The sequence below is a fragment of the Aeromicrobium piscarium genome (assembly GCF_007421815.1).
Taxonomy (GTDB): domain Bacteria; phylum Actinomycetota; class Actinomycetes; order Propionibacteriales; family Nocardioidaceae; genus Aeromicrobium; species Aeromicrobium piscarium.
The window spans coordinates 279,678-300,209 of sequence record NZ_VLNT01000002.1; the positions used below are offsets into that span (position 1 = coordinate 279,678).

Genomic DNA, 20,532 nt, shown 5'->3' on the forward strand with positions numbered 1-20,532 from the left:
CGCCACCGTTGGCGGTACATCGGCAACCTCATGACGACTCGATGAGGTTGACCGCGTACCGCCGCTGGCGAGGAAGGGTTGAGCACGCACCGCCACCGAGTTCGCCGGGGCGTCCTCAGACCACTAAGGTCGCACCATGGCCAGCACCGTGACCCATGTCGTGACCGCCGAGCACACCGCCCGGGCGGTCGGCAGCGGGGATCTGGAGGTCCTCGGGACCCCCGTCGTGATCGCCTGGCTGGAGGAGGCGACCTGCGCGGTCCTCGATATCGACGAGCGGCAGACGAGCGTCGGCACGCGGATCGAGGTCGACCACCGTGCTCCGAGCGCGGTCGGAGCGACCATCACGGCCACCGCCTCCCTCGCCCATCAGGACGGCCGGCTCCACCGCTTCCAGGTCGCCGCCCACGACGAGCACGGCACCCTCGTGGCCGCCGGCGAGATCCGGCGCATCGTCGTGGACCGGGAGCGATTCAACGCCCGTGTCCCCGATGTGGGAAACTAGGACACCGAAGCGTCGAGATCAGGAGGACCTCATGGGTAAGACCGGCCGCAAGCGCCGCGCGCGTCGCAAGAAGAACGCGAACCACGGCAAGCGCCCCAACGCGTGAGTCGTCACTGACGTCCGAGAGCCCCACCCCCGGTGGGGCTCTCGGCATGTGAGGGTAGCCTTACTCGCATGCCACGACTACGCCGCGATGTCGAGATGTTCCCCATCAGCCTGCGCGAGCTGGAGGTGGCCGCCGTCCACGACGTGACGCCGGGCATGCGGCGCATCACCTTGCGCGGCGAGCAGCTGCGCGCCTTCACCACGCCCGACGGCATCGACGTCCCGGAGCTGCGCAACGACGGCTTCGATGATCACGTCAAGGTCTTCGTTCCCGGCGCGGGCGAGGAGCGGCCGGTGCTCCCGGTACAGGTCGAGGGCCACCTGGACTGGAAGGCACCTGACACCCGGCCGATCGCCAAGGACTACACTCCGCGACGCTGGGATCCCGAGGCCGGGGAGCTCGACCTGGATTTCGTCCGCCACGAGGCCGGCTTCGCCACTCGCTGGGCCGAGAACGTCCGCGTCGGCGACTCGGCCTGGATCGCGGGTCCGAAGATGTCCTCCGCAGTCCCCCACGATGTCGACTGGCTGCTCATCGCCGGCGACGAGACGGCCCTTCCGGCCATCGGACGACTGCTGGAGGAACTGGACCCCTCTGTGCCGGCGACGGTGTTCGTCGAAGTCGCCGAGGCAGGCCATGAGCAGGAACTGCGGGTGGGGCCCAACACGGAGCTCACCTGGCTGCATCGCGACGGCGCGGAGCCCGGCACCACCGATCTGTTGGAGAAGGCGATCCGCGAGCTGGACTGGCGCCCGGGCGATGCCTACTGCTGGGTGGCCGGCGAGGCCGCGACGCTCAAGCCGATCCGTGCCCACCTGGTCCACGAGCGTCAGGTCCCGCGCGACTGCCTCGATCTGACCGGGTACTGGCGCCGTACCGAGGTGACCACCGACGACTCCGGCGTCCCGACCGACGATGTCGCCGATGACGAACGCATCGCCCGCCACGAGCGCCTCCACGAGCTCACCGATCTGACGACACCGTTCGCGATCCGGGTCGCCGTCACCACCGGCGTGATCGAGGCGCTCGACGCCGAGCCGCGGTCGGCCGAGACCCTCGCCTCCCGGCTGGGTCTCCACGCCCCTTCACTGCGAGCCCTGCTCGACGTACTGGTCGCCGAGCAGATCGCCACGTTCGAGGCGGGAGTCTACGGACTCGACCTGATGGGGTCCGAGATGGCCGGGGACGGGCATTCCCTCGAGGAGTACCGCCTCGACGGCATCGAGGCGATGCTCCACCTGAGCATCGCCGATCTCCCCGATGTCATCGTGAACGGCCGACCGACCCGCACGGTGGCCGAGCGCACCGCGGACGCCCCCGACCTCGTCGCGTCCCTGCGGCGGTTGGGCGAGGAGAACACCCAGTGGGTGGCACCGTCGATCGCTCAACGCCATGACTGGACTCGCTATGAGCACGTCGTCGCGCTCGGCCCGGGGGCGGGTCACGTGCTCGAAGCGGTGCTGCGGCAGGCGCCGGACATCACGGCGACGCTCGTGGGCCTGCCGTCCGAGCTCGAGGTCGTCTTCGCCGAATCGCTGACTCAGGCCGGGCGAGTGACGGCCCATCGCGCGCATCCGCTCGCCCCGCTCTCGGTCACCGGCGACGTGGTCCTGACGGTGGATCTCCTGAAGACTCTCGCCGATGCGGACGCGGCGTTGGCGCTCGGCCAGTTCACGGCGCCGCGGATCGTGCTCGTCGAACGAGTGGCCGACGACCCCCACGATCACGAGGAGGCCGCCGCACAGCTCCTGCACTGGTGCGCTCACGGAACGGGTCTGCGCGACGAGGCGTCACTGCGCGCCCTCGTCGCGGACTCGCCGTACACGATCGTCGACGAACGCGACGCGGGCTGGGGCGTGCGCCTCTACACCCTCACCCGCTGAGTGTGGGGGTACCTCCCACGAGCGCAGCGAGTAGGGGGAACGTTTGGACGGTGACATCGGGCGTTCGACCGTCCAAACGTCACACTCACCGAGGACTCACGCTCAACGAGAAGACGGTCAGTCGGCTTGTTCGCGGAACTCGACGTGGACGGTGCGGATCGACAGCAGGACACGCTCGCGCAGGGGCGGCGGCGCCGTCTCGCTGCACGAGCGCGAGAGCAACGCCTTGACGAGCACATCGATCTCGTACTCGGTCAGGCAGTCGCGGCAGTTGTCGATATGCGCCTGGATCTGCTCGCAGCTGGCGTCCTCGAGTTCATGGTCGATGAACAGGTAGAGCTTCTGGAGCGCTTCCGTGCACTCGGGTCCGTCGCACTGGCTCATGCCGCCACCGCCTCACGGGAAAGAACACTAGGCCGATGGCGGCATTCCTCAGTACCCATCGTTCGCTCGCTCATGCGTCGTCACCCGCCTTCGCGACGGCCATGCCGCGGCCCCGGGCGTAGTCGGTCAGCATCTCGCGCAACTGGCGACGGCCACGGTGCAGGCGCGACATCACGGTGCCGATGGGCGTGTCCATGATCTCGGCGATCTCCTTGTACGGGAAACCCTCGACATCGGCGAGATAGACCGCGTAACGGAAGTCCTCCGGCAGCGCCTGGAGCGCCTCCTTGACGTCGCTGTCAGGCATCCGCTCGAGGGCCTCCATCTCCGCGGACTTCAGTCCGCTCGACGTGTGCGCCTCCGCGGCGGCTACCTGCCAGTCCTCGATCTCCTCGGTGACCTGCTGCGGCTGACGCTGCTTCTTGCGGTACGAGTTGATGTAGGTATTGGTCAGGATCCGGTACAGCCAGGCCTTGAGATTGGTGCCGGGCTTGAACTGGTGGAACGAGCTGAACGCCTTGGCGTAGGTCTCCTGGACGATGTCCTCGGCATCGGCGGGATTGCGCGTCATGCGCAGCGCCGCCGAGTACAGCTGATCCAGGAACGGCAGAGCATCGGCCTCGAACCGCGCTTGGCGCTGTTCGGGGGTTTCCTCGTTGAGTACGACGTCGTCGGTGGCCATCTCCTCGAAGTCTACGGGGATCGGCCTCTCAGGACACGCGAGCATCGACTACCTCCTCTGCAGCAACAACGCGCGGACCCGCCGGCCTATTCCGCCGCGACCGGCTCGACCAGTTCGGGACCGTTGTTGCGCACGTTGTTGACCGCGAGCGAGACCGGCCAGGCGTCGAGCACCCCGGGCGTGGCGGGGACGAGTTCCGGCAGCAGCTGTGCGCCGGGCACGTCGCGATCCAGCCAGTCGTCACCGATGCCGGAGGGAACCAGCAGCGGAGCGCGGTCGTGCAGCCGTCCGTCGTCACCCTCCGCCGACGTGGTCAGGATGCTGTAGCTGAGCACCCAGGTGCCCTCCGGGTCCTTCCAGAACTCGTAGATCCCGGCGAGCCCGAGTCCTGCACCTTCCCGGCCGGTGAGGTAGAAGGGCTGCTTGCGCGGTTTCGCTCCATCGGCACCGGCCTGGGGCTGATACCACTCGTAGAACCCGTCGGCGGGCACCACGGCACGACGAGAGGCGAAGGCCCTCCGGAAGGACGGCTTCTCCGCGACGGTCTCAGAGCGGGCGTTGATGAGCTTGTTGCCGATAGAGGGGTCCTTGGCCCAGGAGGGGATCAGTCCCCAGCGCGCCGTCACGACCTCTCGCCAGGATCCCGACTCGTCCCGCCGGCCCACGATGAGAGGCTCAGGCTTGGTGGGCGCGGCGTTGTAGTCCGCCTCGGCCTCGACGTGCAGGTCGCCCAGTCTCGCCTCGAAGTCCCGTTCCAGTTGCGACGACGTTCGTGACGTCGCGTATCGGCCGCACATGTCGTCATGGTGCCAGCCCCATCCAGCGAGTCGCCTGACGGATGTGGAGTCCTTGCCTAGGATGAGAGGCAGACGACGCCGACCCCGGGGACAGTATGAGAGCCGACGACGCCCAGCGCACTTCGCAGCGCAGCGATGAGGCGTTGGTCAGTGCTGCCCAGGCGGGGGACGCCACCGCTTACTCAGCGCTCTTCGATCGTCACCGCCCGGCTGTCGAGCATCTCGCGGTCTGCCTGACCCGTGAGCGAGCCTCCGAGGCGCTCGTCGGCACCGTGTTCGCCGAAGGGCTGTCCCGCGTGCTCGCCGGAGAGGCCGACGATGCGGCGATCCGCCCATGGCTGCTCGGACTCACGCTCGATGCCCACGGCGCGGCGTCTCCCGACTCCGCGGCGTCGCGTGCCTGGCAGAGCCTGACACCGGTTCATCGCACGGTCCTCTGGCACACGGTCGTCGAGGAGGCTCCGGCCGCCGAGACGGCCCTCGTGGCCGGCGTCCGGCCCCAAGAGATCCCCGCGCTCCGGGCCGGAGCGGAGACCGCCCTGCGGACGGCCTATCTCACTCGCCAGCGCGAGGATGCCGCCGCCCTGCATGCGCGCACCCATCTGGACGATCTCTCGGCCCACGCCGACGCGTGCGCCACGTGCCTCGGCCTGTGGTGGGCCGTCGAGGACCTCACCCATGCCCACGAGCTGGCCGCAGCGACCCTCGGGCCCGTGGCGGGACGCTACCTGCGCGAGCCCACCTCACGGCGCGCCGCTCCTGTGCGTCCGCGCTGGGTGCCCGCGGTTCTCATCGCCACCGCCGCCACCCTCCTGGCGGCCACGAGCGCGGGCGCGCTCGCAGTCGCCCAGTGGGGTCCTTCCAGCGTCCCCACCGCGTGGGGTGGTCTTCCGTCCGTGCCGAGCGCCAGCGCCTCTCCCACACCGGATCCCGAGACCCCTGAGGAGCCCACGCCGGAGAGCACCGAACCCACCACGGCCGAGCCCTCGCCGGACGACGAGGACACGCCCGAACCCTCGACCGAAGCCCCTGCGCCCTCGACACAGCCACCCGATGCTCCTCCACCGAGCGCGCCGCCCGCCGCCATGGGCGTCGGCTTCGCCTTCGGCGATCCGGACCGGCTCGCCGAAGGCGGCCAGCGCCTCGTCCGCATGAATCTGCAGTTGGTCGGCGAGCAGGCCTCGCCGGGCGCCCGACAGGTCACGGTGCGCTTCGATATCGACACGACCTTCAGGTTCTCCGGCGCCTCCGGCCTCTCCTGCGCCCCGTCCTCGAGTGCAGTGACCTGCACCCGGACGCTGCGGCCCGGTGAGACCGCTCGGGCCTCGGTGACGGTGGTCGCCGATGAGGTCCGTGGCCGGGCCCACGTGTGGTCGAGCGATACGTCGGGATCGCCGCGCGGCCACTCCTTCTCCTTCGGCCCGTGGGCCGGCGGGGAGACCCCACCGCCCAAGCCCGGGCCCGTCCCCGAGGACACCCCCGGGCCCAGCGGCGGCGACGCCCCGACCTCGGGTGATGACGACACGCGTCGTCCAACCACGGAGTGACCCCGCCACGGCGACGGATGAGCGACTCAGGTCGCGGATGCCGGGCTCGTCCGGGTGCGGTAAGAATGACCTATGACGCTTCTGCGCACCGTAGCCCGGCCCATGCTCGCCACTATGTTCGTCTACGGCGGCACGATGGCGCTGCGCAACGCCTCCGCGATGGCTCCCAAGGTCGAGCCGATCGCGGACGCGGCGCGCTCGATCGCCCCTGCCGCCCCCATCTCGGCCACGAACCTCGTCCGGCTCAATGCCGCCGTGCACGTCGCCGCCGGACTGGCCTTGGCCACCGGGCGCTTCCCGCGCGCGAGCGCCCTGGCGCTCGCGGCGACGATGCCCGCCACCACAGCAGTGGGACACCAGTTCTGGAACGAGACGGATCCGGATGCGCGACGCAACCAGGCGATCCACTTCGCCAAGAACGTCTCGATGACCGGTGGTCTGCTGTTGTCGACCCTCGACCCTGACCCCAAGAAGCGCTGGATCGGCGCCCGTGCCAAGAAGAAGGTGGTCGACACCGGGCACGCCATCGCCGATCAGGTCGATGACCTGCGGAGCTGAGGCGTGACCGACTGGCCCGCTCCCGTTCGCAGCCGGCCCCTCGAGGCCGATGTCACCATCCCGGGCTCGAAGTCGCTCACCAACCGCGTACTCGTCCTCGCCGCGCTCGGCGAGGACGAGTCGCGTGTCGAGCGACCTCTCGTCTCGCGCGACACCGACCTCATGGCCGCGGCACTTGAATCGCTCGGGGCCCAGATCGAGCGCCAGGCACAGCAGTGGACCATCCGTCCCATCGAGTTCGGGGATGCCCCAGTCGAGATCGATTGCGGCCTGGCCGGTACCGTCATGCGCTTCGTTCCTCCCGTCGCGGCCCTCGGACACGCCCCGGTGACCTTCGACGGCGACCCTCGGGCGCGCGAACGGCCGATGACAGGCACCATCGCCGGCGTGCGAGCCCTCGGCGCGGAGGTCGATGACCACGACCGAGCCAGCCTCCCCTTCACCGTGCGTCCGCAGCCGGATGCCCGAGGCGGCGAGATCGCGATCGATGCATCGGCATCGAGTCAGTTCGTCTCGGCACTGCTTCTCGTCGGCGCACGGTTTCCCGACGGGCTGCGGATCCGGCATATCGGCGATGCCCTCCCCTCGCAGCCTCATATCGAGATGACCATCACCCAGCTGCGCGAGCGCGGCGTGCGGGTCGATGCCGAGACCTCCAGCTGGACCGTCCATCCCGGTCTGATCGCCGCACGGGACGTGACGATCGAGCCCGACCTGTCGAATGCCGGGCCCTTCGTCGCAGCGGCCCTGGTCACGGGCGGGAGGGTTCGCGTCCACCAGTGGCCCGAGGACACCGACCAGGCCGGCGATGCCTGGCGGTGGATCGTTCCCGCCTTCGGAGGCTCGGTGCATCGCGACGACGACGCCCTGGTGTTCTCGAGCGACACCGCACTCACAGGCGTGGATCTGGATCTCCACGATGTCGGCGAGCTGACGCCGGTGGTCGCGGCGCTCGCGGCCCTGGCCGACGGCCCCTCGACGCTACGAGGGATCGCCCATCTCCGGGGGCACGAGACCGACCGACTCGCCGCGCTCGCCACCGAGATCAACGCCCTCGGAGGTGAGGTCACCGAGACCGCCGACGGCCTGCGCATCGTGCCGCGGCCGCTGCACGCAGGGGTCTTCGGCACCTACCACGATCACCGCATGGCCCACGCCGCGGCGGTGCTGGGGCTCGCGGTCCCCGGTCTGGTGGTGGCGGACATCGAGACCACGGCGAAGACGTACCCGGACTTCCCCGCCGACTGGACGGAGCTGTGCCGATGACTCGTCGCGAGCGCGACGAGCACGAGGCCTATGACCGCCCCCGGCGGCGTGGGAGCCGCCCGCGCACCAAGGAGCGCCCGGACTACGACGATGCCGCGGTGGCCCAGGTGGTCACGATCGATCGTGGCCGCTACACCCTCGACCTCGACGGCGGCCCCGTCACGGCGATGAAGTCACGGCCGCTGGGCAGGCAGGGCGTTGTCGTCGGAGACGAGGTGCGAGTGGTGGGCGATCTCTCCGGACGTGACGGTACGCTCGCGCGGATCGTCGAGGTCCTCCCTCGCCGCACCGTGCTGCGCCGTACGGCGGACGACGACGAAGCCCTCGAGCGGGTGGTCGTCGCGAATGCCGACCAGCTGGTGATCGTCCAGGCCCTCGCCGACCCTCCCCCGCGCGCCGGGCTCATCGATCGATGCCTGGTCGCCGCCTACGATGCCGGGATCGAGCCCCTGGTCTGCTTCACCAAGGCCGACCTCGGCTCCCCCGAGGAGATGCTCACGCTGCTCGACCCGCTCGACGTCCGGGTCGTCGTGACCCATCGTGGTGGCGATCTCGATGAGCTGCGAACCCTGTTGCGCGATCGCACGAGCGTGCTCGTCGGGCACAGCGGCGTCGGCAAGTCCACGCTGGTCAACGCCCTCGTGCCCCAGGCGGCCCGCGCGACCAGCCATGTCAACGAGGTCACCGGCCGGGGGCGCCACACCTCCACCTCCGCGCAACTGCTGCGGCTGCCGTTCCCGGGGTCGATCATCGACACGCCCGGGATCCGCTCGTTCGGGCTGCGGCATGTGGAGACCGATCACATCATCCGTGCCTTCGACGATCTCGATGCCGTGGCGCGCGACTGTCCACGAGGATGCACGCATCTGGCCGAGGAGCCCGAGTGCGCACTCGACGTGGCGATCGCCGCCGGCGAGCTGCCTCGTGCCCGGGTGGAGTCCTTCCGCCGCATCCTGTCCAGTCGATCGCTCGCCACCGACTACTGACGCCTGACGCCATTGGGCGGTGCGTCATCCCGCACCCGAGGGCCTGATCTGCGTGCTGACGCACCGCCCACCTGCCTTCGCGCGGGCCGCCCGGGCGTTTCGTTACGCTGAGCCCATGGCCACCCCGTACTTGGACGACCTGCGTCTCGCGCACGTGCTGGCCGACTCGGCCGACAACCTCAGCATGGACCGTTTCGGCGCGGTCGATCTCAGCGTCTCAACCAAGCCCGACCTGACCTATGTGACGGAGTCCGACCGAGCGGTCGAGGCGACGATTCGACGCACCCTCGCCTCTGCCCGCAGCCGCGATATCGTGCTGGGTGAGGAGGAAGGCGAGACCGAGGGCACCGCTTCCTCCTCCGAGCGGCGCTGGATCATCGACCCGATCGACGGCACCTCGAACTTCGTGCGAGGCGTGCCGGTGTGGGCGACCCTCATCGCGCTGGAAGAGGCGGGCGAGATCGTCGTGGGCTGCGTCTCCGCACCCGCCCTCGGCCGCCGCTGGTGGGCTTCGAAGGCCGGCGGCGCGCACACAGGCAAGTCACTGTTGAGCTCGCGTCAGATCGAGGTCTCGCAGGTGACCGACCTCGCGAACTCCTCGATCTCCTACTCCTCGCTAGGCGGTTGGGCCGATATCGGCAAGCAGGTCGAGTTCCTCGAACTCCTCTCGCGGGCGTGGCGCACGCGGGCCTACGGCGACTTCTGGTCGTACATGCTGCTCGCCGAGGGCGCCGTCGACGTCGCCGCCGAGCCCGAGCTGAACCTGTGGGACATGGCCGCACTCGACGTCATCGTGCGAGAGGCCGGCGGCACCTTCACCGGGCTGGACGGCCACCCGGGGCCCTGGGGCGGAAACGCACTGGCCACGAACGGTCGCCTGCACGACGCCTCGATGGCGTTCGTCGGCTACTTCCCCGATGACGAGCCCGACCCGGAGGACAACGTGCGCCACCTCGACTTCGGTCGACACTAAGAGGTTCCCCCAGTAGGGGTGGTGTTGCGAGCGCCGCAGCCGTGGGATGCTCCGCAAGGCGCAGGCTCGCTGGCAGGCTTGGACGCCTTCCGAGAGACTGCACCGTAGCGGAGCGCCCACGGGGTGGCGCGCAGTAGCCACCCCTACTGGCGGAACCTCTAACTCCATCATGTGATCTGAGCTACACTCGCTGCACCCGGAGGTGTTCCATGCGAGTCAACGATGTCCTGACCTCGAAGGGAAGCGACGAGGTCTTCACCATCAGTCCCGATGCCAGCGTGTCGCAACTGCTCGACGTGCTCGCCGAGCTCAATATCGGCGCGCTGGTCGTCCGCCGCGATGACGATGACGCGATCGCCGGTATCGTGTCCGAGCGCGATATCGTGCGCAAGCTGCGGGGCGTGGAGGATCCGCGCACCGCGACCGTGGCCACGATCATGTCCGAGCAGATCCAGGTCTGCTCACCGGAGACCCCGCTGGCCGAGCTCACCGCCACGATGACCGAGTACCGGGTCCGCCACGTCCCCGTCGTCGACGACGGGCGACTGGTGGGGCTGGTGAGCATCGGCGATGCCGTGAAGTACCGCATGGACCAGTTGCAGTTCGAGCGCGACCAGCTCGAACAGTACGTCCAGGGCTGAATCCCGTGTTCTCGATCACTTCTCTTGTCGTCGACACTATTTCGATATATCGTTAACGTAACGACGATACGAAAGGAGGTCCCCCCATGGGACCCCACGACACCCCTGGACGCGCACCACGCCGTCCGTTCAATCCCCACGAGATGGACCAACATCTCGAACACCTCGCCCGCTTCGGATTCGGAGGTCCGCGAGGCCGCCGAGGACGCGGGGGCCGGAGAGGACGCGGGGGCGATGTCCGCGCGGCCGTCCTGTTACTCCTCGAGGAGTCGCCCATGCACGGCTACCAGCTCATCACCGAGATCGGCGAACGCAGCGAGGGCGAATGGACACCCAGCCCCGGCTCGGTCTATCCGGTCCTCCAACAGCTCGAGGACGAAGGACTCATCACCTTCGAACGCGTGGAGGGTCGCAAGAGCGCGCAGCTCACCGAGGCCGGCCGCGCCTACCTCGAGGAGCATCGCGAGACCTTCGGTACGCCGTGGCAGGTGGCCGAGGAACGGGGCGGGCAGCCCGCACGCGAGTCCGCCGAGTCCCTGCGGTCGCTAATCGGCGCCTGGACGCAGGTCATGCAGGCAGGAACGGACGAGCAGCGCCAGCAGGCCTCCGAGATCCTCGCGGATGCCCGCAAGTCGCTGTACCGCGTCCTCGCCGACGCATGACGGCGCGACGCGTCCGGATCCCCGACGACGAGCTGAACTGGAAGTTCACTCGCTCGTCGGGGCCCGGCGGCCAGCATGTCAACACCAGCGACACCCGGGTCGAGTTGCGCTGGTCGCTGGAGGACAGCACGGCCCTCGACGAGGCCGAGAAGGACCGCGTGCGCGAGCGGCTGCGCTCCCGTCTGCGGGACGGTGCCATCACGGTCGTGTCCTCCCAGTACCGTTCGCAGCACCGTAACCGCGAGGCAGCCCGAGCTCGCCTGATCGCGCTCGTGGAAGCGGCGATCACACCGGCCAAGCGCCGTCGCCCGACACGGGTCTCCAAGGCCGCCGATCAACGCCGGCTCGATGCCAAACGGCGCCGCGGCGACATCAAGCGTCAGCGCCGTATGGAACCCTGAGTCCCATGCCAGCCCTTCGCTTGCGCGGTCGCGAGGTCGAGCGCGATCGCGCTCTGGTCATGGCGATCGTCAACCGCACACCGGATTCGTTCTTCGATCGCGGCGCCACCTTCGAGCCGTCACGCGCCATCGACGCGGTCGCCCGGGCGATCGACGAGGGCGCCGACATCGTGGACATCGGCGGCGTCAAGGCGGGCACAGGCGACGAGGTCACGGTCGCCGAGGAGATCAGCCGCACCGTGCCCTTCATCGCGACGGTGCGCGAACGCTTCCCCGAGGTGGCGATCAGCATCGACACCTGGCGGGCCGAGGTCGGCGATGCCGCCGCACAGGCCGGGGCGGATCTGCTCAACGACACCTGGGCGGGTGTCGACCCGGCTCTGGGAGTGGTCGCGGCCGACCACGGCTGCGGCTATGTGTGCTCCCATACCGGCGGCGTCCGCCCTCGCACCGATCCGATCCGTGCCCGGTACGACGATGTCGTCGCCGACGTGATCGACGAGACCACGGCGGCAGCGGAGCGTCTCGCGGGACTCGGCGTCCCGCGCGAGGGCATCCTCATCGACCCGACCCATGACTTCGGCAAGAACACGTTCCACGGGCTCGAGCTCCTGCGCAGGACCGACGAGCTGGCCGCGACGGGCTGGCCCGTGCTCATGGCGTTGAGCCGTAAGGACTTCGTCGGCGAGACCCTCGACCTCGGCGTCGGGGACCGGCTCGAGGGCACCCTGGCGGCGACGGCGATCGCGGCGTGGAAGGGCGCGGCGGTCTTCCGGGCCCATGACATCGTCGCGACCCGGCGAGTCCTCGAGATGATCGCGACGCTGCGCGGTGAACGCCCTGTCGCCCGCCCACGCCGCGGTCTCGCTTGACCCAGGGCGGTCCTGCCCTCCCCACGCGCGGCCTCGTCCCCGAGGCAGCCTGACGGAGGATGTGTCTTCGTGGCGGCTGTAGCAACCGAGTCACATCCGCCGTCGCCCGGCACACACCATGCGGGCCGTCAGCGTTTGAGGAAGCGGGCGATGTGGTCTCCGGCCTCCTCGGTCGCGACGATCGAGGAGATCGACTCGGCCTCGGCCTCGAGATGCGCGGAGAGCGGGCGCTCCCACGACGACCGCACCAATCGGCGGGCCTGGCCGATCGCCGTCATCGGACGATCGGCCAACGATCCCGCCACCTCGGCCACCGTCGCGTCCAGCGCGTCGTCGGCGCAGAGGCGGCCGACGATCCCCCAGTCCCGCGCTTCCGTCGCCGGGAGCGGCCGCCCCGACACGATCAGGTCGAGAGCCCGCTGCTGACCGACCGCCCGCGGCAGCAGCCAGGACATCCCGCCATCGGGAGTCAGACCGACCGACGTGTAGGCGGTGACGAACTTCGCCGACTCGGTGGCCACCACGAGGTCGGCCCCCAGCGCGAAGGAGAAGCCGATCCCCGCCGCGGCTCCCTGGACGGCGACGATCAGCGGCTTCGGTAGAACCTGCATCGCCTCGACCGCACGGTGCGCGGAGTCCACCAGCTCACGCAGATAGGCACTGCGATCGTCCTCGCCCACCATCGCCGCGAGGTCGCCGCCGGCACAGAACACCCGGCCGTTGCCCCGCAGCACCACGGCACGCACGCGCTCGTCGGCGCCCATCGCCTCCACCGCGGCCTCCAGGGCGCGCGACGTCGGCAGATCGAGGGCATTGGCATCCGTGGGGCGGTCGAAGGTTACGTAACCAACGGCCCCCTCCACGGTCGTCGTCACTGTCGGTCGGTCATCGTTCATCGGTGTCGTCCTTCCTGGGCGCCGGCCGTCAAGAGGGCGGCGAGTTGGTGATAGGCCGAGGCATCGTCGAGGCCGGTCAGTGCCTCGATCTCCCCGCGATGGATGGCTTCCATGAGCTGGCCCGCCACGGCACCGGCGAAGGCCGAGGTCAGCGGGCCGGGCGCGTCGTCGATCGCCCGCACGAGCTGCTGAACCCGCCGCGCGGCGTACTGGGTGTTCTGCCGATAGATGTCCCCCGCCGGGTCGAAAGCATCGAGATCGGCGAAGAACCGCGGGGAGGCAGGGCGCAGCTGTGCCGCGATCGCCTCCAGGTAGAGGCTCACCGCCTGCGGGCTCTCCTCCCGGCCGGCAATGGCGTCCTCGACCCTTTCGGTCGCGCGGCGGAAGAAGGCGCGGACTGCGGTGACGATGATGCGCTCCTTGCTCCCCGCGATGGCGTAGAGCGTCGACTTGGAGCAGCGCAGGCGGGCGGCGAGATCCGCCATGCCGAAACGGAGGAAGCCCTCGGCGAGGTAGAGAGCGATGAGGTCCTCGACGAGTGCCTGGCGAGCGCTCTCGCCTCGACCTCGCGACACCGTCTCGCTGTTCACGTCGGCGAGAGTACCCGATACAGTTCCGGAGTACTGTTCCCGGTATCGAAAGGGGTCGCCGTGCCCGCCGAACGGATGCTGCCCACGACAGAAGCAGAGGACCTGATCGGCCTCACCCGTCGTATCGTCGACGAGCAGCTGCGCCCCGTCGTCGACTCCCACGAGCGCCAGGGCACCTTTCCGCGCGACACCTTCCGAACCCTCGGCCGAGCGGGCCTGCTCGGACTCCCCTATCCCGAGGAGTACGGCGGTGGCGGCCAGCCCTATGAGGTCTACCTCCAGGTGCTCGAGGAGATCGGCACCGCGTGGGCCTCGGTCGGGGTGGGAACGAGCGTGCACGCACTGTCGTGCTTCGGCCTGTTCACCGCGGGCACGCAGGACCAGCGGGAGCGCTGGCTTCCCGACATGCTCGGCGGCGAACTGCTCGGCGCCTACTGCCTCTCGGAGGCCCACGCCGGCTCGGACCCCGCAGCCATGCGCACCACGGCCCGGCGCGCGGGAGACGAGTACGTCATCGATGGCGCCAAGGCCTGGACCACGCACGGCGGCCAGGCCGACTTCTACAAGGTGATGGCCAAGACCGACGCAGGCATCACCTGCTTCCTCGTGCCTGCCGACGCCGACGGACTCAACGCGGACCCGCCCGAGGACAAGATGGGCCTGATGGGCTCGACCACGGCGACGATGCTGTTCGACGGCGTGAGGATCCCCGTCGAGCGCCGCCTCGGCGACGAGGGACAGGGGCTGTCCATCGCGCTGGCCGGCCTGGACGCCGGACGCCTGGGAATCGCGGCAGTCGCGACCGGAGTGGCCCAGGGCGCACTGGACGTCGCCATCTCCTACGCCAAGGAACGCGAGACCTTCGGCAAGCCGATCATCGACCACCAGGGACTCACCTTCGTCCTCGCCGACATGGCCGCCGCGGTGGAGTCGGCCCGGGCGACCTATCTCGCGGCCGCCCGGCGACGCGACGCGGGACTCCCCTTCGGACAGCAGGCCTCGATCGCCAAGCTCGTCGCGACCGACAACGCGATGAAGGTGACCACCGACGCCGTCCAGGTCCTCGGCGGAGCCGGTTACACGCGCGACTTCCCCGTCGAGCGCTACATGCGCGAGACCAAGATCATGCAGATTTTCGAAGGCACCAATCAGATCCAACGCCTCGTCATCGGACGCGGGCTGAAGAAGCAGTAGTCCGACCGGCCTGCGAGCGCTTGGCCACCGTGGTCTCCTGGACCTACGGCCATTCACTGAGGAGGTTCCATCATGACCGATCCGTTGATCGAGCCCGCGGCGGCCGAGGACGTCGCCGAACAGCATGAGGACGTCTGGGAGGACGAGGAGCCCGATCAGGTCGTGCTCCCCGACGAAGAGCGCCCTGTCCCCCTCGACGAACCCGAGAGCTGAGCCGCTCCCCCGCAGGCGGTGAGCTGTCCCGCGCTTCGTGCCCCCACCTGCGGGACGGCTCACCGCTCGCGTCCGACGACGCGAACGAGCTCAGCGGGGGTGAAGCGTGCCCGGTCGTTGCCGTCTTCGCCGGCTCGTCAGAGGATCGTGACGGCCGTGAACGCGATGAACGCCGAGCCCGTCAGAGCGGTGAGTGCTCCCCCGGCGAACACCAGTCCGTCCTTATGCTTGCGGCGCCCGATCACGAGGGTGGCGATCCCCACAGCGAGCAACAGGACCAACCGCACTGCGACGGGCATTTTTCCTCCGATACGAGAACAAATTGACGTGATGTCATCCATGATGAGGCATCGGCCGCCAGAACCCGTCATCGGCGCGATTTGATCTGTGTCACATCCGGAGATCGCCCGTCAACGAGACCGCCCGGCTCCCCGTAGAACGCTCTCGGGCGCCACCGCGTCGACCCCGAGCGCCTCACCCACAGCCGGTTGCGTGAGCTCGCCGGCATGCACGTTCAACCCCGCGGCGAATCCCTTGTCGGCTTCGAGGGCGGCGAGCCATCCGTCGCGCGCGAGCCGCTGGACATACGGCAGCGTGACGTTGGTGAGAGCCATGGTCGACGTGCGGGGCACCGAGCCCGGCATGTTGGCCACACAATAGAAGACGGAATCGTGGACGCGGAACGTCGGATCGTCGTGCGTGGTGGGCCGCGAGTCCTCGAAGCAGCCACCCTGGTCGATCGAGATGTCCACCAGTACCGTGCCGGACCGAAGCCGGGCCACCAGCTCGTTGCTGACCAGCGTCGGCGCCTTGGCACCGGGCACGAGCACCGCCCCGATGACGAGATCGGCGTCGAGCAGCCGCTCCTCGATCACCTGGGGATTGGACGCGAGGGTCGTGAGACGACCACCGAACTGCTCGTCGAGCTCCCGCAGCCGCGGCAGCGACAGATCGAGCACCGTCACCCTGGCGCCCATCCCGAGGGCTATGGTCGCCGCATGGGTACCGGAGACGCCTCCTCCGAGAACGACGACCTCCGCCGGCTGGACCCCGGGGACACCACCGAGCAGCACACCTCGGCCGCCGGCGGGAGCCATCAGGTGGTAGGCGCCGACCTGCGCGGCGAGGCGTCCGGCCACCTCGGACATCGGCGCCAGCAGCGGCAGGCCGCCGTCCGGCCCCTCGACCGTCTCGTAGGCGATGGCGGTCGTGCCGCTCGCCATGAGCGCCTCAGCGGTATCGCGATCCGCGGCCAGATGCAGGTAGGTGAACAGCACCTGGCCGGCCCGCAGCCGGTCGTACTCGGCGGCCACCGGCTCCTTGACCTTGAGCAGCAGCTCGGCCTCTTCCCAGACATCCGTGGCCGTCTCGTACAGCCGGGCACCACTCGCGCGGTACTCGTCATCGGCGAAGTGCGAGCCCTCTCCTGCCCCGGCCTCCACGATCACCTCATGGCCGTCAGCCACCAGCGTGGCAGCACCCGCCGGCGTCAGCGCCACACGGTCCTCGTGATTCTTCAACTCCGTGACGACGCCGACTCGCATGCAGCAACATCATCAGACCTGAGAGCGCCGCGCAACCGCGCTACGGTCGATCTATGGACGCGACGCTGGAGGAACTGCTGACCCTCGAACGCGTGGGCTGGGACGCCCTGTGTTCGAGCTCTGGAGCCGGCTTCTACGGGGACCTGATGACCGAGGACGGCGTGATGGTCCTCGCGGACGGTTCGGTGTTCGACCGTGCGGCCGTCGTGACCTCGCTCGACGGCGCCCCGGCGTGGGACGAGTACACGATCGACGATCCCCGATTGGTCCGGGTGGGCGACGAGGCTGCCCTCGTCTATGCCGCGGAAGCCCGGCGCGGTGACACCACCTTCGTCGCGCGGATGTCGAGCGTCTACGTCCACGAGGGCGACCGCTGGCGGCTGGCGCTGTATCAGCAGACGCCCACGGGCGCCGCAGGCTGACGCACCGTCCTGCGAAGCGGGCGGTGTGGCCCTACGGTCGAAGAGAGCCATCACCGATCCTGAGGAGGACTCCCTATGGCGACCATCGACGCGGCGGGCACCACCCTGGCCTATGAGGACACCGGCGGCGACGGGCGTCCCGTCGTCCTGATCCACGGCTGGCCGCTGAGCGGCGCGTCCTGGTCCGGCCAGGTGCCCGCCCTCACCGACGCCGGCTACCGCGTCATCACCTACGATCGCCGCGGTTTCGGTGCCTCCAGCAAGCCCGATGACGGCTACGACTACGACACCTTCGCCGCCGATCTTGCCGCCCTGCTGGACTCACTCGATCTCACCGACGCGACTCTCGTCGGCTTCTCGATGGGTGGCGGCGAGGTGGCTCGCTACCTCGGGCGCCACGGATCGCAGAGGGTCCGCTCGGCGGTGTTCGCCGGTGCCGTGCCCCCGTACCTACTGATCACCGGCGACAATCCCCACGGCGGCCTCCAGGACAGCGACGTCCAGGAGATGATCGACGGCATCGCGGAGGACCGCGAGGGCTTTCTGAACGACTTCAGCGTGACCTTCTTCTCCGCCGATGACGAGCTCAAGGTCAGCGACGACCAGCGCAAACAGGCCTTCGCGCTCTCCGCGCCGGCGAGCGACGCGGCCATCCAGGGATGCATCGATGCCTTCGGCCGCACCGACTTCCGGGCGGACTTGGAGCGGATCGACGTCCCGGCACTCGTGATCCACGGCGACGCGGATGCCATCGTGCCCTTCGAGGTCTCGGGCAAGCGGACCGCCGAACTGGTCGATGACGCCGAACTTCAGGTGATCGACGGTGGCCCGCACGGCTTCACCGTGAGCCATGCGGACGATTTCAACGCCGCGCTCGTGGGCTTCCTCGCACGCTGAACCCTCGTAGCGTGGCGGACCGATGATGATGCGCCGTGGTCGCTCCGGCCGCCGTAACGCATCATCCTCGGTCCGATGCCGGTCCGGCTAGCCTGGGCCGATGCGCGACGACCACCCGTCCGACGATCTGACAGCCGTCGAACGACGCCTCCATCAGTGGGCTAACGCGCTACTGGCCGACGCACCAGCGGACGGCGCCCGGGCGAAGCTGGTCGAGTTCCTCGTCTTCGGCGCCAAACAGGCCTGGGCCTGCGTCTTCGGCGCCGCGATGCTGGTCCTCATCATGGCCGCGCGGCTGTGGTATCCCGATGACGCCGCGCTCGCTCGCAATGACTTCCTCGTCATCACCGCGGTGGCGATCCAGGTGACGATGATCGCGACGAAGCTCGAGACCGGACGCGAGCTCATCGTCATCATCATGTTCCATGTCGTCGGCACGGCGATGGAGCTGTTCAAGACCGATGTCGGCTCGTGGGAGTACCCCGGGGAGGGCGCGCTGCACCTGGGCGCCGTTCCCCTCTACACGGGATTCATGTACGCGGCCGTGGGCTCCTATCTCGTGCGCGTCTACCGTCTCTCGGATCTGCGCTTCGATCGCTACCCGCCTCGCTGGATCACCTCGGTGCTGGCCGTGCTGATCTACGCCAACTTCTTCACCCACCACTACGTCTACGACCTCCGTTGGTTCCTGGTCGCGGCCGTCTTGGCGCTGTACGCCCCCACGGTAATGCACTTCCGGGTGTTCCGAGGCGTGCACAGGATGCCCGTGCTCGTGGCCTTCGTGGGCGTTGCCTTCTTCATCTGGGTCGCCGAGAACATCGGCACGGCCTCGGGCGCCTGGCTCTACCCGACGCAGGTCGACGACTGGCACCTTGTGTCGCTCAACAAGATGGTGTCGTGGTTCCTGCTGATGATCATCTCGGTGGTGATGGTCACCTGGGTCGACAAGCCGAGGCCTCCCGAACGCTGAGCACACGGACCCCAGCCAGCCCACCACCCGGTCCAGATACCGCGAGTGGTGCACATTCGCCCCGAATCCGCCGAGGGCGAATCTGCACCACTCGCGGTACCACCATCACGCGCGCTGGACGCCGCGGCTACCGAGGGGCGGCGGCGTCGGCGAGGCGGGACATCGCTTCTGCGATCGGGCGTCCGAACATCACCGCGTCATTGTGTCCCACGCCGTCGAGCACGAGCTCCTCATGCAGGTTGGCCGTCGATGCGGCGACCTCGACGCTCAGCGCGGACGGAACGATATCGTCATCGGTCCCGTGGACGACCGTGACGGGAACATCGGACTCTGCCAGGTACTCCGCGACGGGGAACCGATCGCGCAGCAGTGCGGCGCCCGGCCATCCGTAGTGTTCCCGGGCGACCGCCGCGAAATCGGTGAACGGCGAGCGCAACAGGACTCCCGCCGGCGGATGCGTGCTCTGCAAGCGGGCCACGACCCCGGTGCCGATCGACTCCCCCAGATAGAGCGTCCGCTCGGGAACGAAGCCCTCGTTCGCGAGCGCCTCCACGGCGGCGACCGCATCGCGGGCGAGCCCGTCCTGCGAGGGGCTCCCCTCGTTGCCGCCGTAGCCGCGGTAATCCAGGAGCAGGACGGTGAAGCCCTCCCCGGCCAGGTGGCGTGCGATGCCGAGGCGTCCCTCACGGTTGCCGCCGTTGCCGGGGGCATAGAGCACTGCCGCCTCACGGTCGGCTGCCGCGTCGGGAGGGATGAGCCAGGCATCAAGCTTCACGCCATCGCTCGCGGTGAAGGCGAGATCGCGACCGCCCTCGACCGCTTGGGCTGCCGGGCCGACCGGCGTCGTATCGGGCACGAAGACCAGGGACCGCTGCAAGGCCCAGGCGAGCGCCACCGCCCCACCGGCAGCAGCGACGATCGTCGCGATCACGGCCGCCAGTCGTCGCCTGCTGGTCATCGTTCCATCGTCGCAGGTGTCACAACCGCCGGGGGCTGCACCGCAATTCGTCGACCTGCTCTCCCCCATCGCAGCGCAGGAGCGCGATGACCATCTCGCCGCTGAGCTGACCGTCGTCGAGCACGCTCCAGGTTCCGCCGAACTGCTCCCATCGCCGCAGCACCGCCGACACGTCCGTGTCCTCCATCCCCCCATGGTCGCACGACCGGACCTTGACGGGGCCCGGCGATCGAGTAATATACAACCAAATGGTTGTACGTATTGGGCTGACCGATGACGAGGTGGACCGGATCTTCCGGGCCCTCGCCGACGCGACCCGACGCGACATCGTCCGCCGGACCCTCACCGGCCCGGCGAGCGTGTCGCACCTCGCCGCCACCTATGACATGTCCTTCGCCGCCGTGCAGAAGCACGTGGCCGTTCTCGAAGGGGCCGGTCTCGTGACCAAAGAGCCCCAAGGACGCACACGACTCGTGCGCGCCAATCCCGAGACACTTCACCACGCTCAGCGGCTCCTGGACTCCTATGAGCGGATCTGGCGCGGCCGGATCGCTCGCCTCGACGCCCTCCTCGAGGACGACTGAC

General features: G+C 69.1%; 27 protein-coding genes. 18 read left to right on the plus strand and 9 right to left on the minus strand.

Going from position 1 to position 20,532, the window contains the following annotated elements; genetic code table 11:
• The first annotated feature begins 136 nt into the window (after positions 1-136).
• From FNM00_RS04165 to FNM00_RS04170, 3 genes are all read left to right on the plus strand, one after another.
• Entirely contained in the window at positions 137-505 is a 369-nt protein-coding gene (locus FNM00_RS04165; RefSeq protein ID WP_143911746.1) for a thioesterase family protein, read from the plus strand.
• Positions 506-536: 31 nt separating this feature from the next.
• Complete coding sequence (locus tag FNM00_RS19510; protein ID WP_373887156.1) at positions 537-611, plus strand: 50S ribosomal protein bL37; 75 nt, start codon at positions 537-539, stop codon at positions 609-611.
• Positions 612-679: 68 nt separating this feature from the next.
• Positions 680-2,494: a siderophore-interacting protein gene (locus FNM00_RS04170; RefSeq protein ID WP_143911747.1), complete on the plus strand. Its 1,815-nt coding sequence runs from the start codon at positions 680-682 to the stop codon at positions 2,492-2,494.
• A 117-nt stretch (positions 2,495-2,611) separates the two neighbouring features.
• Here the strand turns inward: FNM00_RS04170 and rsrA are convergent, their stop codons facing one another.
• The 3 genes from rsrA to FNM00_RS04185 form a co-directional block, all read right to left on the minus strand.
• Entirely contained in the window at positions 2,612-2,878 is a 267-nt protein-coding gene (gene rsrA / locus FNM00_RS04175) for a mycothiol system anti-sigma-R factor (RefSeq protein ID WP_143911749.1), read from the minus strand.
• 70 nt (positions 2,879-2,948) lie between these two features.
• Positions 2,949-3,560: a sigma-70 family RNA polymerase sigma factor gene (locus tag FNM00_RS04180; protein WP_185972960.1), complete on the minus strand. Its 612-nt coding sequence runs from the start codon at positions 3,558-3,560 to the stop codon at positions 2,949-2,951.
• Positions 3,561-3,646: 86 nt separating this feature from the next.
• A complete protein-coding gene (locus FNM00_RS04185; RefSeq protein ID WP_143911753.1) occupies positions 3,647-4,357 on the minus strand; it encodes an SOS response-associated peptidase in 711 nt (236 codons plus the stop codon).
• A 95-nt stretch (positions 4,358-4,452) separates the two neighbouring features.
• Here FNM00_RS04185 and FNM00_RS04190 point away from each other — a divergent pair, with 95 nt between their 5' ends.
• The 9 genes from FNM00_RS04190 (at position 4,453) to folP (ending at position 12,263) form a co-directional block, all read left to right on the plus strand.
• Positions 4,453-5,904, plus strand: coding sequence for an RNA polymerase sigma factor (locus tag FNM00_RS04190; protein WP_143911754.1), 1,452 nt, complete (start codon positions 4,453-4,455; stop codon positions 5,902-5,904).
• A gap of 72 nt (positions 5,905-5,976) precedes the next feature.
• On the plus strand, positions 5,977-6,462 hold the full coding sequence (locus tag FNM00_RS04195) for a DoxX family protein (protein WP_143911756.1): 486 nt from the start codon (positions 5,977-5,979) through the stop codon (positions 6,460-6,462).
• A gap of 3 nt (positions 6,463-6,465) precedes the next feature.
• Complete coding sequence (gene aroA, locus FNM00_RS04200) at positions 6,466-7,728, plus strand: 3-phosphoshikimate 1-carboxyvinyltransferase (RefSeq protein ID WP_143911758.1); 1,263 nt, start codon at positions 6,466-6,468, stop codon at positions 7,726-7,728.
• Positions 7,725-8,714 (plus strand): ribosome small subunit-dependent GTPase A, encoded by a 990-nt coding sequence (gene rsgA, locus FNM00_RS04205; RefSeq protein ID WP_143911760.1) that lies wholly within the window; start codon positions 7,725-7,727, stop codon positions 8,712-8,714. The genes aroA and rsgA overlap by 4 nt, the downstream gene beginning before the upstream one ends.
• Positions 8,715-8,829: 115 nt before the next feature.
• On the plus strand, positions 8,830-9,687 hold the full coding sequence (locus tag FNM00_RS04210) for an inositol monophosphatase family protein (RefSeq protein WP_143911761.1): 858 nt from the start codon (positions 8,830-8,832) through the stop codon (positions 9,685-9,687).
• A 209-nt stretch (positions 9,688-9,896) separates the two neighbouring features.
• Positions 9,897-10,328: a CBS domain-containing protein gene (locus FNM00_RS04215; RefSeq protein WP_143911763.1), complete on the plus strand. Its 432-nt coding sequence runs from the start codon at positions 9,897-9,899 to the stop codon at positions 10,326-10,328.
• 143 nt (positions 10,329-10,471) lie between these two features.
• On the plus strand, positions 10,472-10,990 hold the full coding sequence (locus tag FNM00_RS04220; protein WP_281281083.1) for a PadR family transcriptional regulator: 519 nt from the start codon (positions 10,472-10,474) through the stop codon (positions 10,988-10,990).
• Positions 10,987-11,391: an alternative ribosome rescue aminoacyl-tRNA hydrolase ArfB gene (gene arfB / locus FNM00_RS04225; protein ID WP_143911767.1), complete on the plus strand. Its 405-nt coding sequence runs from the start codon at positions 10,987-10,989 to the stop codon at positions 11,389-11,391. Before FNM00_RS04220 ends, arfB begins: the two co-directional genes overlap by 4 nt.
• 5 nt (positions 11,392-11,396) lie before the next feature.
• Positions 11,397-12,263 (plus strand): dihydropteroate synthase, encoded by an 867-nt coding sequence (folP, locus tag FNM00_RS04230; protein ID WP_143911769.1) that lies wholly within the window; start codon positions 11,397-11,399, stop codon positions 12,261-12,263.
• Between the two features lie 128 nt (positions 12,264-12,391).
• Here the strand turns inward: folP and FNM00_RS04235 are convergent, their stop codons facing one another.
• Both FNM00_RS04235 and FNM00_RS04240 read right to left on the minus strand, forming a co-directional pair.
• Positions 12,392-13,159, minus strand: coding sequence for an enoyl-CoA hydratase/isomerase family protein (locus FNM00_RS04235; protein WP_143911771.1), 768 nt, complete (start codon positions 13,157-13,159; stop codon positions 12,392-12,394).
• The gene (locus FNM00_RS04240; RefSeq protein ID WP_143911773.1) at positions 13,156-13,749 is read right to left on the minus strand and encodes a TetR/AcrR family transcriptional regulator; all 594 of its coding nucleotides are present in this window, start codon (positions 13,747-13,749) and stop codon (positions 13,156-13,158) included. Before FNM00_RS04240 ends, FNM00_RS04235 begins: the two co-directional genes overlap by 4 nt.
• Positions 13,750-13,809: 60 nt before the next feature.
• Between FNM00_RS04240 and FNM00_RS04245 the strand changes: the two genes are divergently transcribed.
• Entirely contained in the window at positions 13,810-14,943 is a 1,134-nt protein-coding gene (locus tag FNM00_RS04245; protein ID WP_143911775.1) for an acyl-CoA dehydrogenase family protein, read from the plus strand.
• Positions 14,944-15,015: 72 nt separating this feature from the next.
• Positions 15,016-15,156 (plus strand): hypothetical protein, encoded by a 141-nt coding sequence (locus FNM00_RS18760; RefSeq protein WP_185972962.1) that lies wholly within the window; start codon positions 15,016-15,018, stop codon positions 15,154-15,156.
• A 137-nt stretch (positions 15,157-15,293) separates the two neighbouring features.
• Here the strand turns inward: FNM00_RS18760 and FNM00_RS18765 are convergent, their stop codons facing one another.
• Positions 15,294-15,455 carry a hypothetical protein gene (locus FNM00_RS18765; protein ID WP_185972963.1) on the minus strand — a complete coding sequence of 54 codons (162 nt, stop codon included), beginning with the start codon at positions 15,453-15,455 and terminating at the stop codon, positions 15,294-15,296.
• Positions 15,456-15,566: 111 nt separating this feature from the next.
• Complete coding sequence (ald, locus tag FNM00_RS04250) at positions 15,567-16,700, minus strand: alanine dehydrogenase (RefSeq protein ID WP_143911777.1); 1,134 nt, start codon at positions 16,698-16,700, stop codon at positions 15,567-15,569.
• A gap of 53 nt (positions 16,701-16,753) precedes the next feature.
• Between ald and FNM00_RS04255 the strand changes: the two genes are divergently transcribed.
• The 3 genes from FNM00_RS04255 (at position 16,754) to FNM00_RS04265 (ending at position 18,989) form a co-directional block, all read left to right on the plus strand.
• Positions 16,754-17,122: a nuclear transport factor 2 family protein gene (locus FNM00_RS04255; RefSeq protein ID WP_143911778.1), complete on the plus strand. Its 369-nt coding sequence runs from the start codon at positions 16,754-16,756 to the stop codon at positions 17,120-17,122.
• A 75-nt stretch (positions 17,123-17,197) separates the two neighbouring features.
• On the plus strand, positions 17,198-18,019 hold the full coding sequence (locus FNM00_RS04260) for an alpha/beta fold hydrolase (RefSeq protein ID WP_143911780.1): 822 nt from the start codon (positions 17,198-17,200) through the stop codon (positions 18,017-18,019).
• Positions 18,020-18,119: 100 nt separating this feature from the next.
• On the plus strand, positions 18,120-18,989 hold the full coding sequence (locus FNM00_RS04265; protein ID WP_143911782.1) for a DUF817 domain-containing protein: 870 nt from the start codon (positions 18,120-18,122) through the stop codon (positions 18,987-18,989).
• A 127-nt stretch (positions 18,990-19,116) separates the two neighbouring features.
• Here FNM00_RS04265 and FNM00_RS04270 read toward each other — a convergent pair whose 3' ends face one another.
• Entirely contained in the window at positions 19,117-19,947 is an 831-nt protein-coding gene (locus FNM00_RS04270; RefSeq protein ID WP_143911784.1) for an alpha/beta hydrolase, read from the minus strand.
• Between the two features lie 19 nt (positions 19,948-19,966).
• Positions 19,967-20,134: a hypothetical protein gene (locus FNM00_RS18770; RefSeq protein WP_185972964.1), complete on the minus strand. Its 168-nt coding sequence runs from the start codon at positions 20,132-20,134 to the stop codon at positions 19,967-19,969.
• Between the two features lie 61 nt (positions 20,135-20,195).
• Here FNM00_RS18770 and FNM00_RS04275 point away from each other — a divergent pair, with 61 nt between their 5' ends.
• The gene (locus tag FNM00_RS04275) at positions 20,196-20,531 is read left to right on the plus strand and encodes an ArsR/SmtB family transcription factor (RefSeq protein WP_143911785.1); all 336 of its coding nucleotides are present in this window, start codon (positions 20,196-20,198) and stop codon (positions 20,529-20,531) included.
• The last annotated feature ends 1 nt before the right edge of the window (position 20,532 follow it).

Coding starts and splice junctions, on each gene's coding strand:
- FNM00_RS04165 (WP_143911746.1), top strand. CDS start 137: ATGGCCAGCACCGTGACCCATGTCGTGACCGCCGAGCACACCGCCCGG.
- FNM00_RS04170 (WP_143911747.1), top strand. CDS start 680: ATGCCACGACTACGCCGCGATGTCGAGATGTTCCCCATCAGCCTGCGC.
- rsrA (WP_143911749.1), bottom strand. CDS start 2,878: ATGAGCCAGTGCGACGGACCCGAGTGCACGGAAGCGCTCCAGAAGCTC.
- FNM00_RS04180 (WP_185972960.1), bottom strand. CDS start 3,560: ATGGCCACCGACGACGTCGTACTCAACGAGGAAACCCCCGAACAGCGC.
- FNM00_RS04185 (WP_143911753.1), bottom strand. CDS start 4,357: ATGTGCGGCCGATACGCGACGTCACGAACGTCGTCGCAACTGGAACGG.
- FNM00_RS04190 (WP_143911754.1), top strand. CDS start 4,453: ATGAGAGCCGACGACGCCCAGCGCACTTCGCAGCGCAGCGATGAGGCG.
- FNM00_RS04195 (WP_143911756.1), top strand. CDS start 5,977: ATGACGCTTCTGCGCACCGTAGCCCGGCCCATGCTCGCCACTATGTTC.
- rsgA (WP_143911760.1), top strand. CDS start 7,725: ATGACTCGTCGCGAGCGCGACGAGCACGAGGCCTATGACCGCCCCCGG.
- FNM00_RS04210 (WP_143911761.1), top strand. CDS start 8,830: ATGGCCACCCCGTACTTGGACGACCTGCGTCTCGCGCACGTGCTGGCC.
- FNM00_RS04215 (WP_143911763.1), top strand. CDS start 9,897: ATGCGAGTCAACGATGTCCTGACCTCGAAGGGAAGCGACGAGGTCTTC.
- FNM00_RS04220 (WP_281281083.1), top strand. CDS start 10,472: ATGGACCAACATCTCGAACACCTCGCCCGCTTCGGATTCGGAGGTCCG.
- arfB (WP_143911767.1), top strand. CDS start 10,987: ATGACGGCGCGACGCGTCCGGATCCCCGACGACGAGCTGAACTGGAAG.
- folP (WP_143911769.1), top strand. CDS start 11,397: ATGCCAGCCCTTCGCTTGCGCGGTCGCGAGGTCGAGCGCGATCGCGCT.
- FNM00_RS04235 (WP_143911771.1), bottom strand. CDS start 13,159: ATGAACGATGACCGACCGACAGTGACGACGACCGTGGAGGGGGCCGTT.
- FNM00_RS18760 (WP_185972962.1), top strand. CDS start 15,016: ATGACCGATCCGTTGATCGAGCCCGCGGCGGCCGAGGACGTCGCCGAA.
- FNM00_RS18765 (WP_185972963.1), bottom strand. CDS start 15,455: ATGCCCGTCGCAGTGCGGTTGGTCCTGTTGCTCGCTGTGGGGATCGCC.
- ald (WP_143911777.1), bottom strand. CDS start 16,700: ATGCGAGTCGGCGTCGTCACGGAGTTGAAGAATCACGAGGACCGTGTG.
- FNM00_RS04255 (WP_143911778.1), top strand. CDS start 16,754: ATGGACGCGACGCTGGAGGAACTGCTGACCCTCGAACGCGTGGGCTGG.
- FNM00_RS04260 (WP_143911780.1), top strand. CDS start 17,198: ATGGCGACCATCGACGCGGCGGGCACCACCCTGGCCTATGAGGACACC.
- FNM00_RS04265 (WP_143911782.1), top strand. CDS start 18,120: ATGCGCGACGACCACCCGTCCGACGATCTGACAGCCGTCGAACGACGC.
- FNM00_RS04270 (WP_143911784.1), bottom strand. CDS start 19,947: ATGACCAGCAGGCGACGACTGGCGGCCGTGATCGCGACGATCGTCGCT.
- FNM00_RS18770 (WP_185972964.1), bottom strand. CDS start 20,134: ATGGAGGACACGGACGTGTCGGCGGTGCTGCGGCGATGGGAGCAGTTC.
- FNM00_RS04275 (WP_143911785.1), top strand. CDS start 20,196: ATGGTTGTACGTATTGGGCTGACCGATGACGAGGTGGACCGGATCTTC.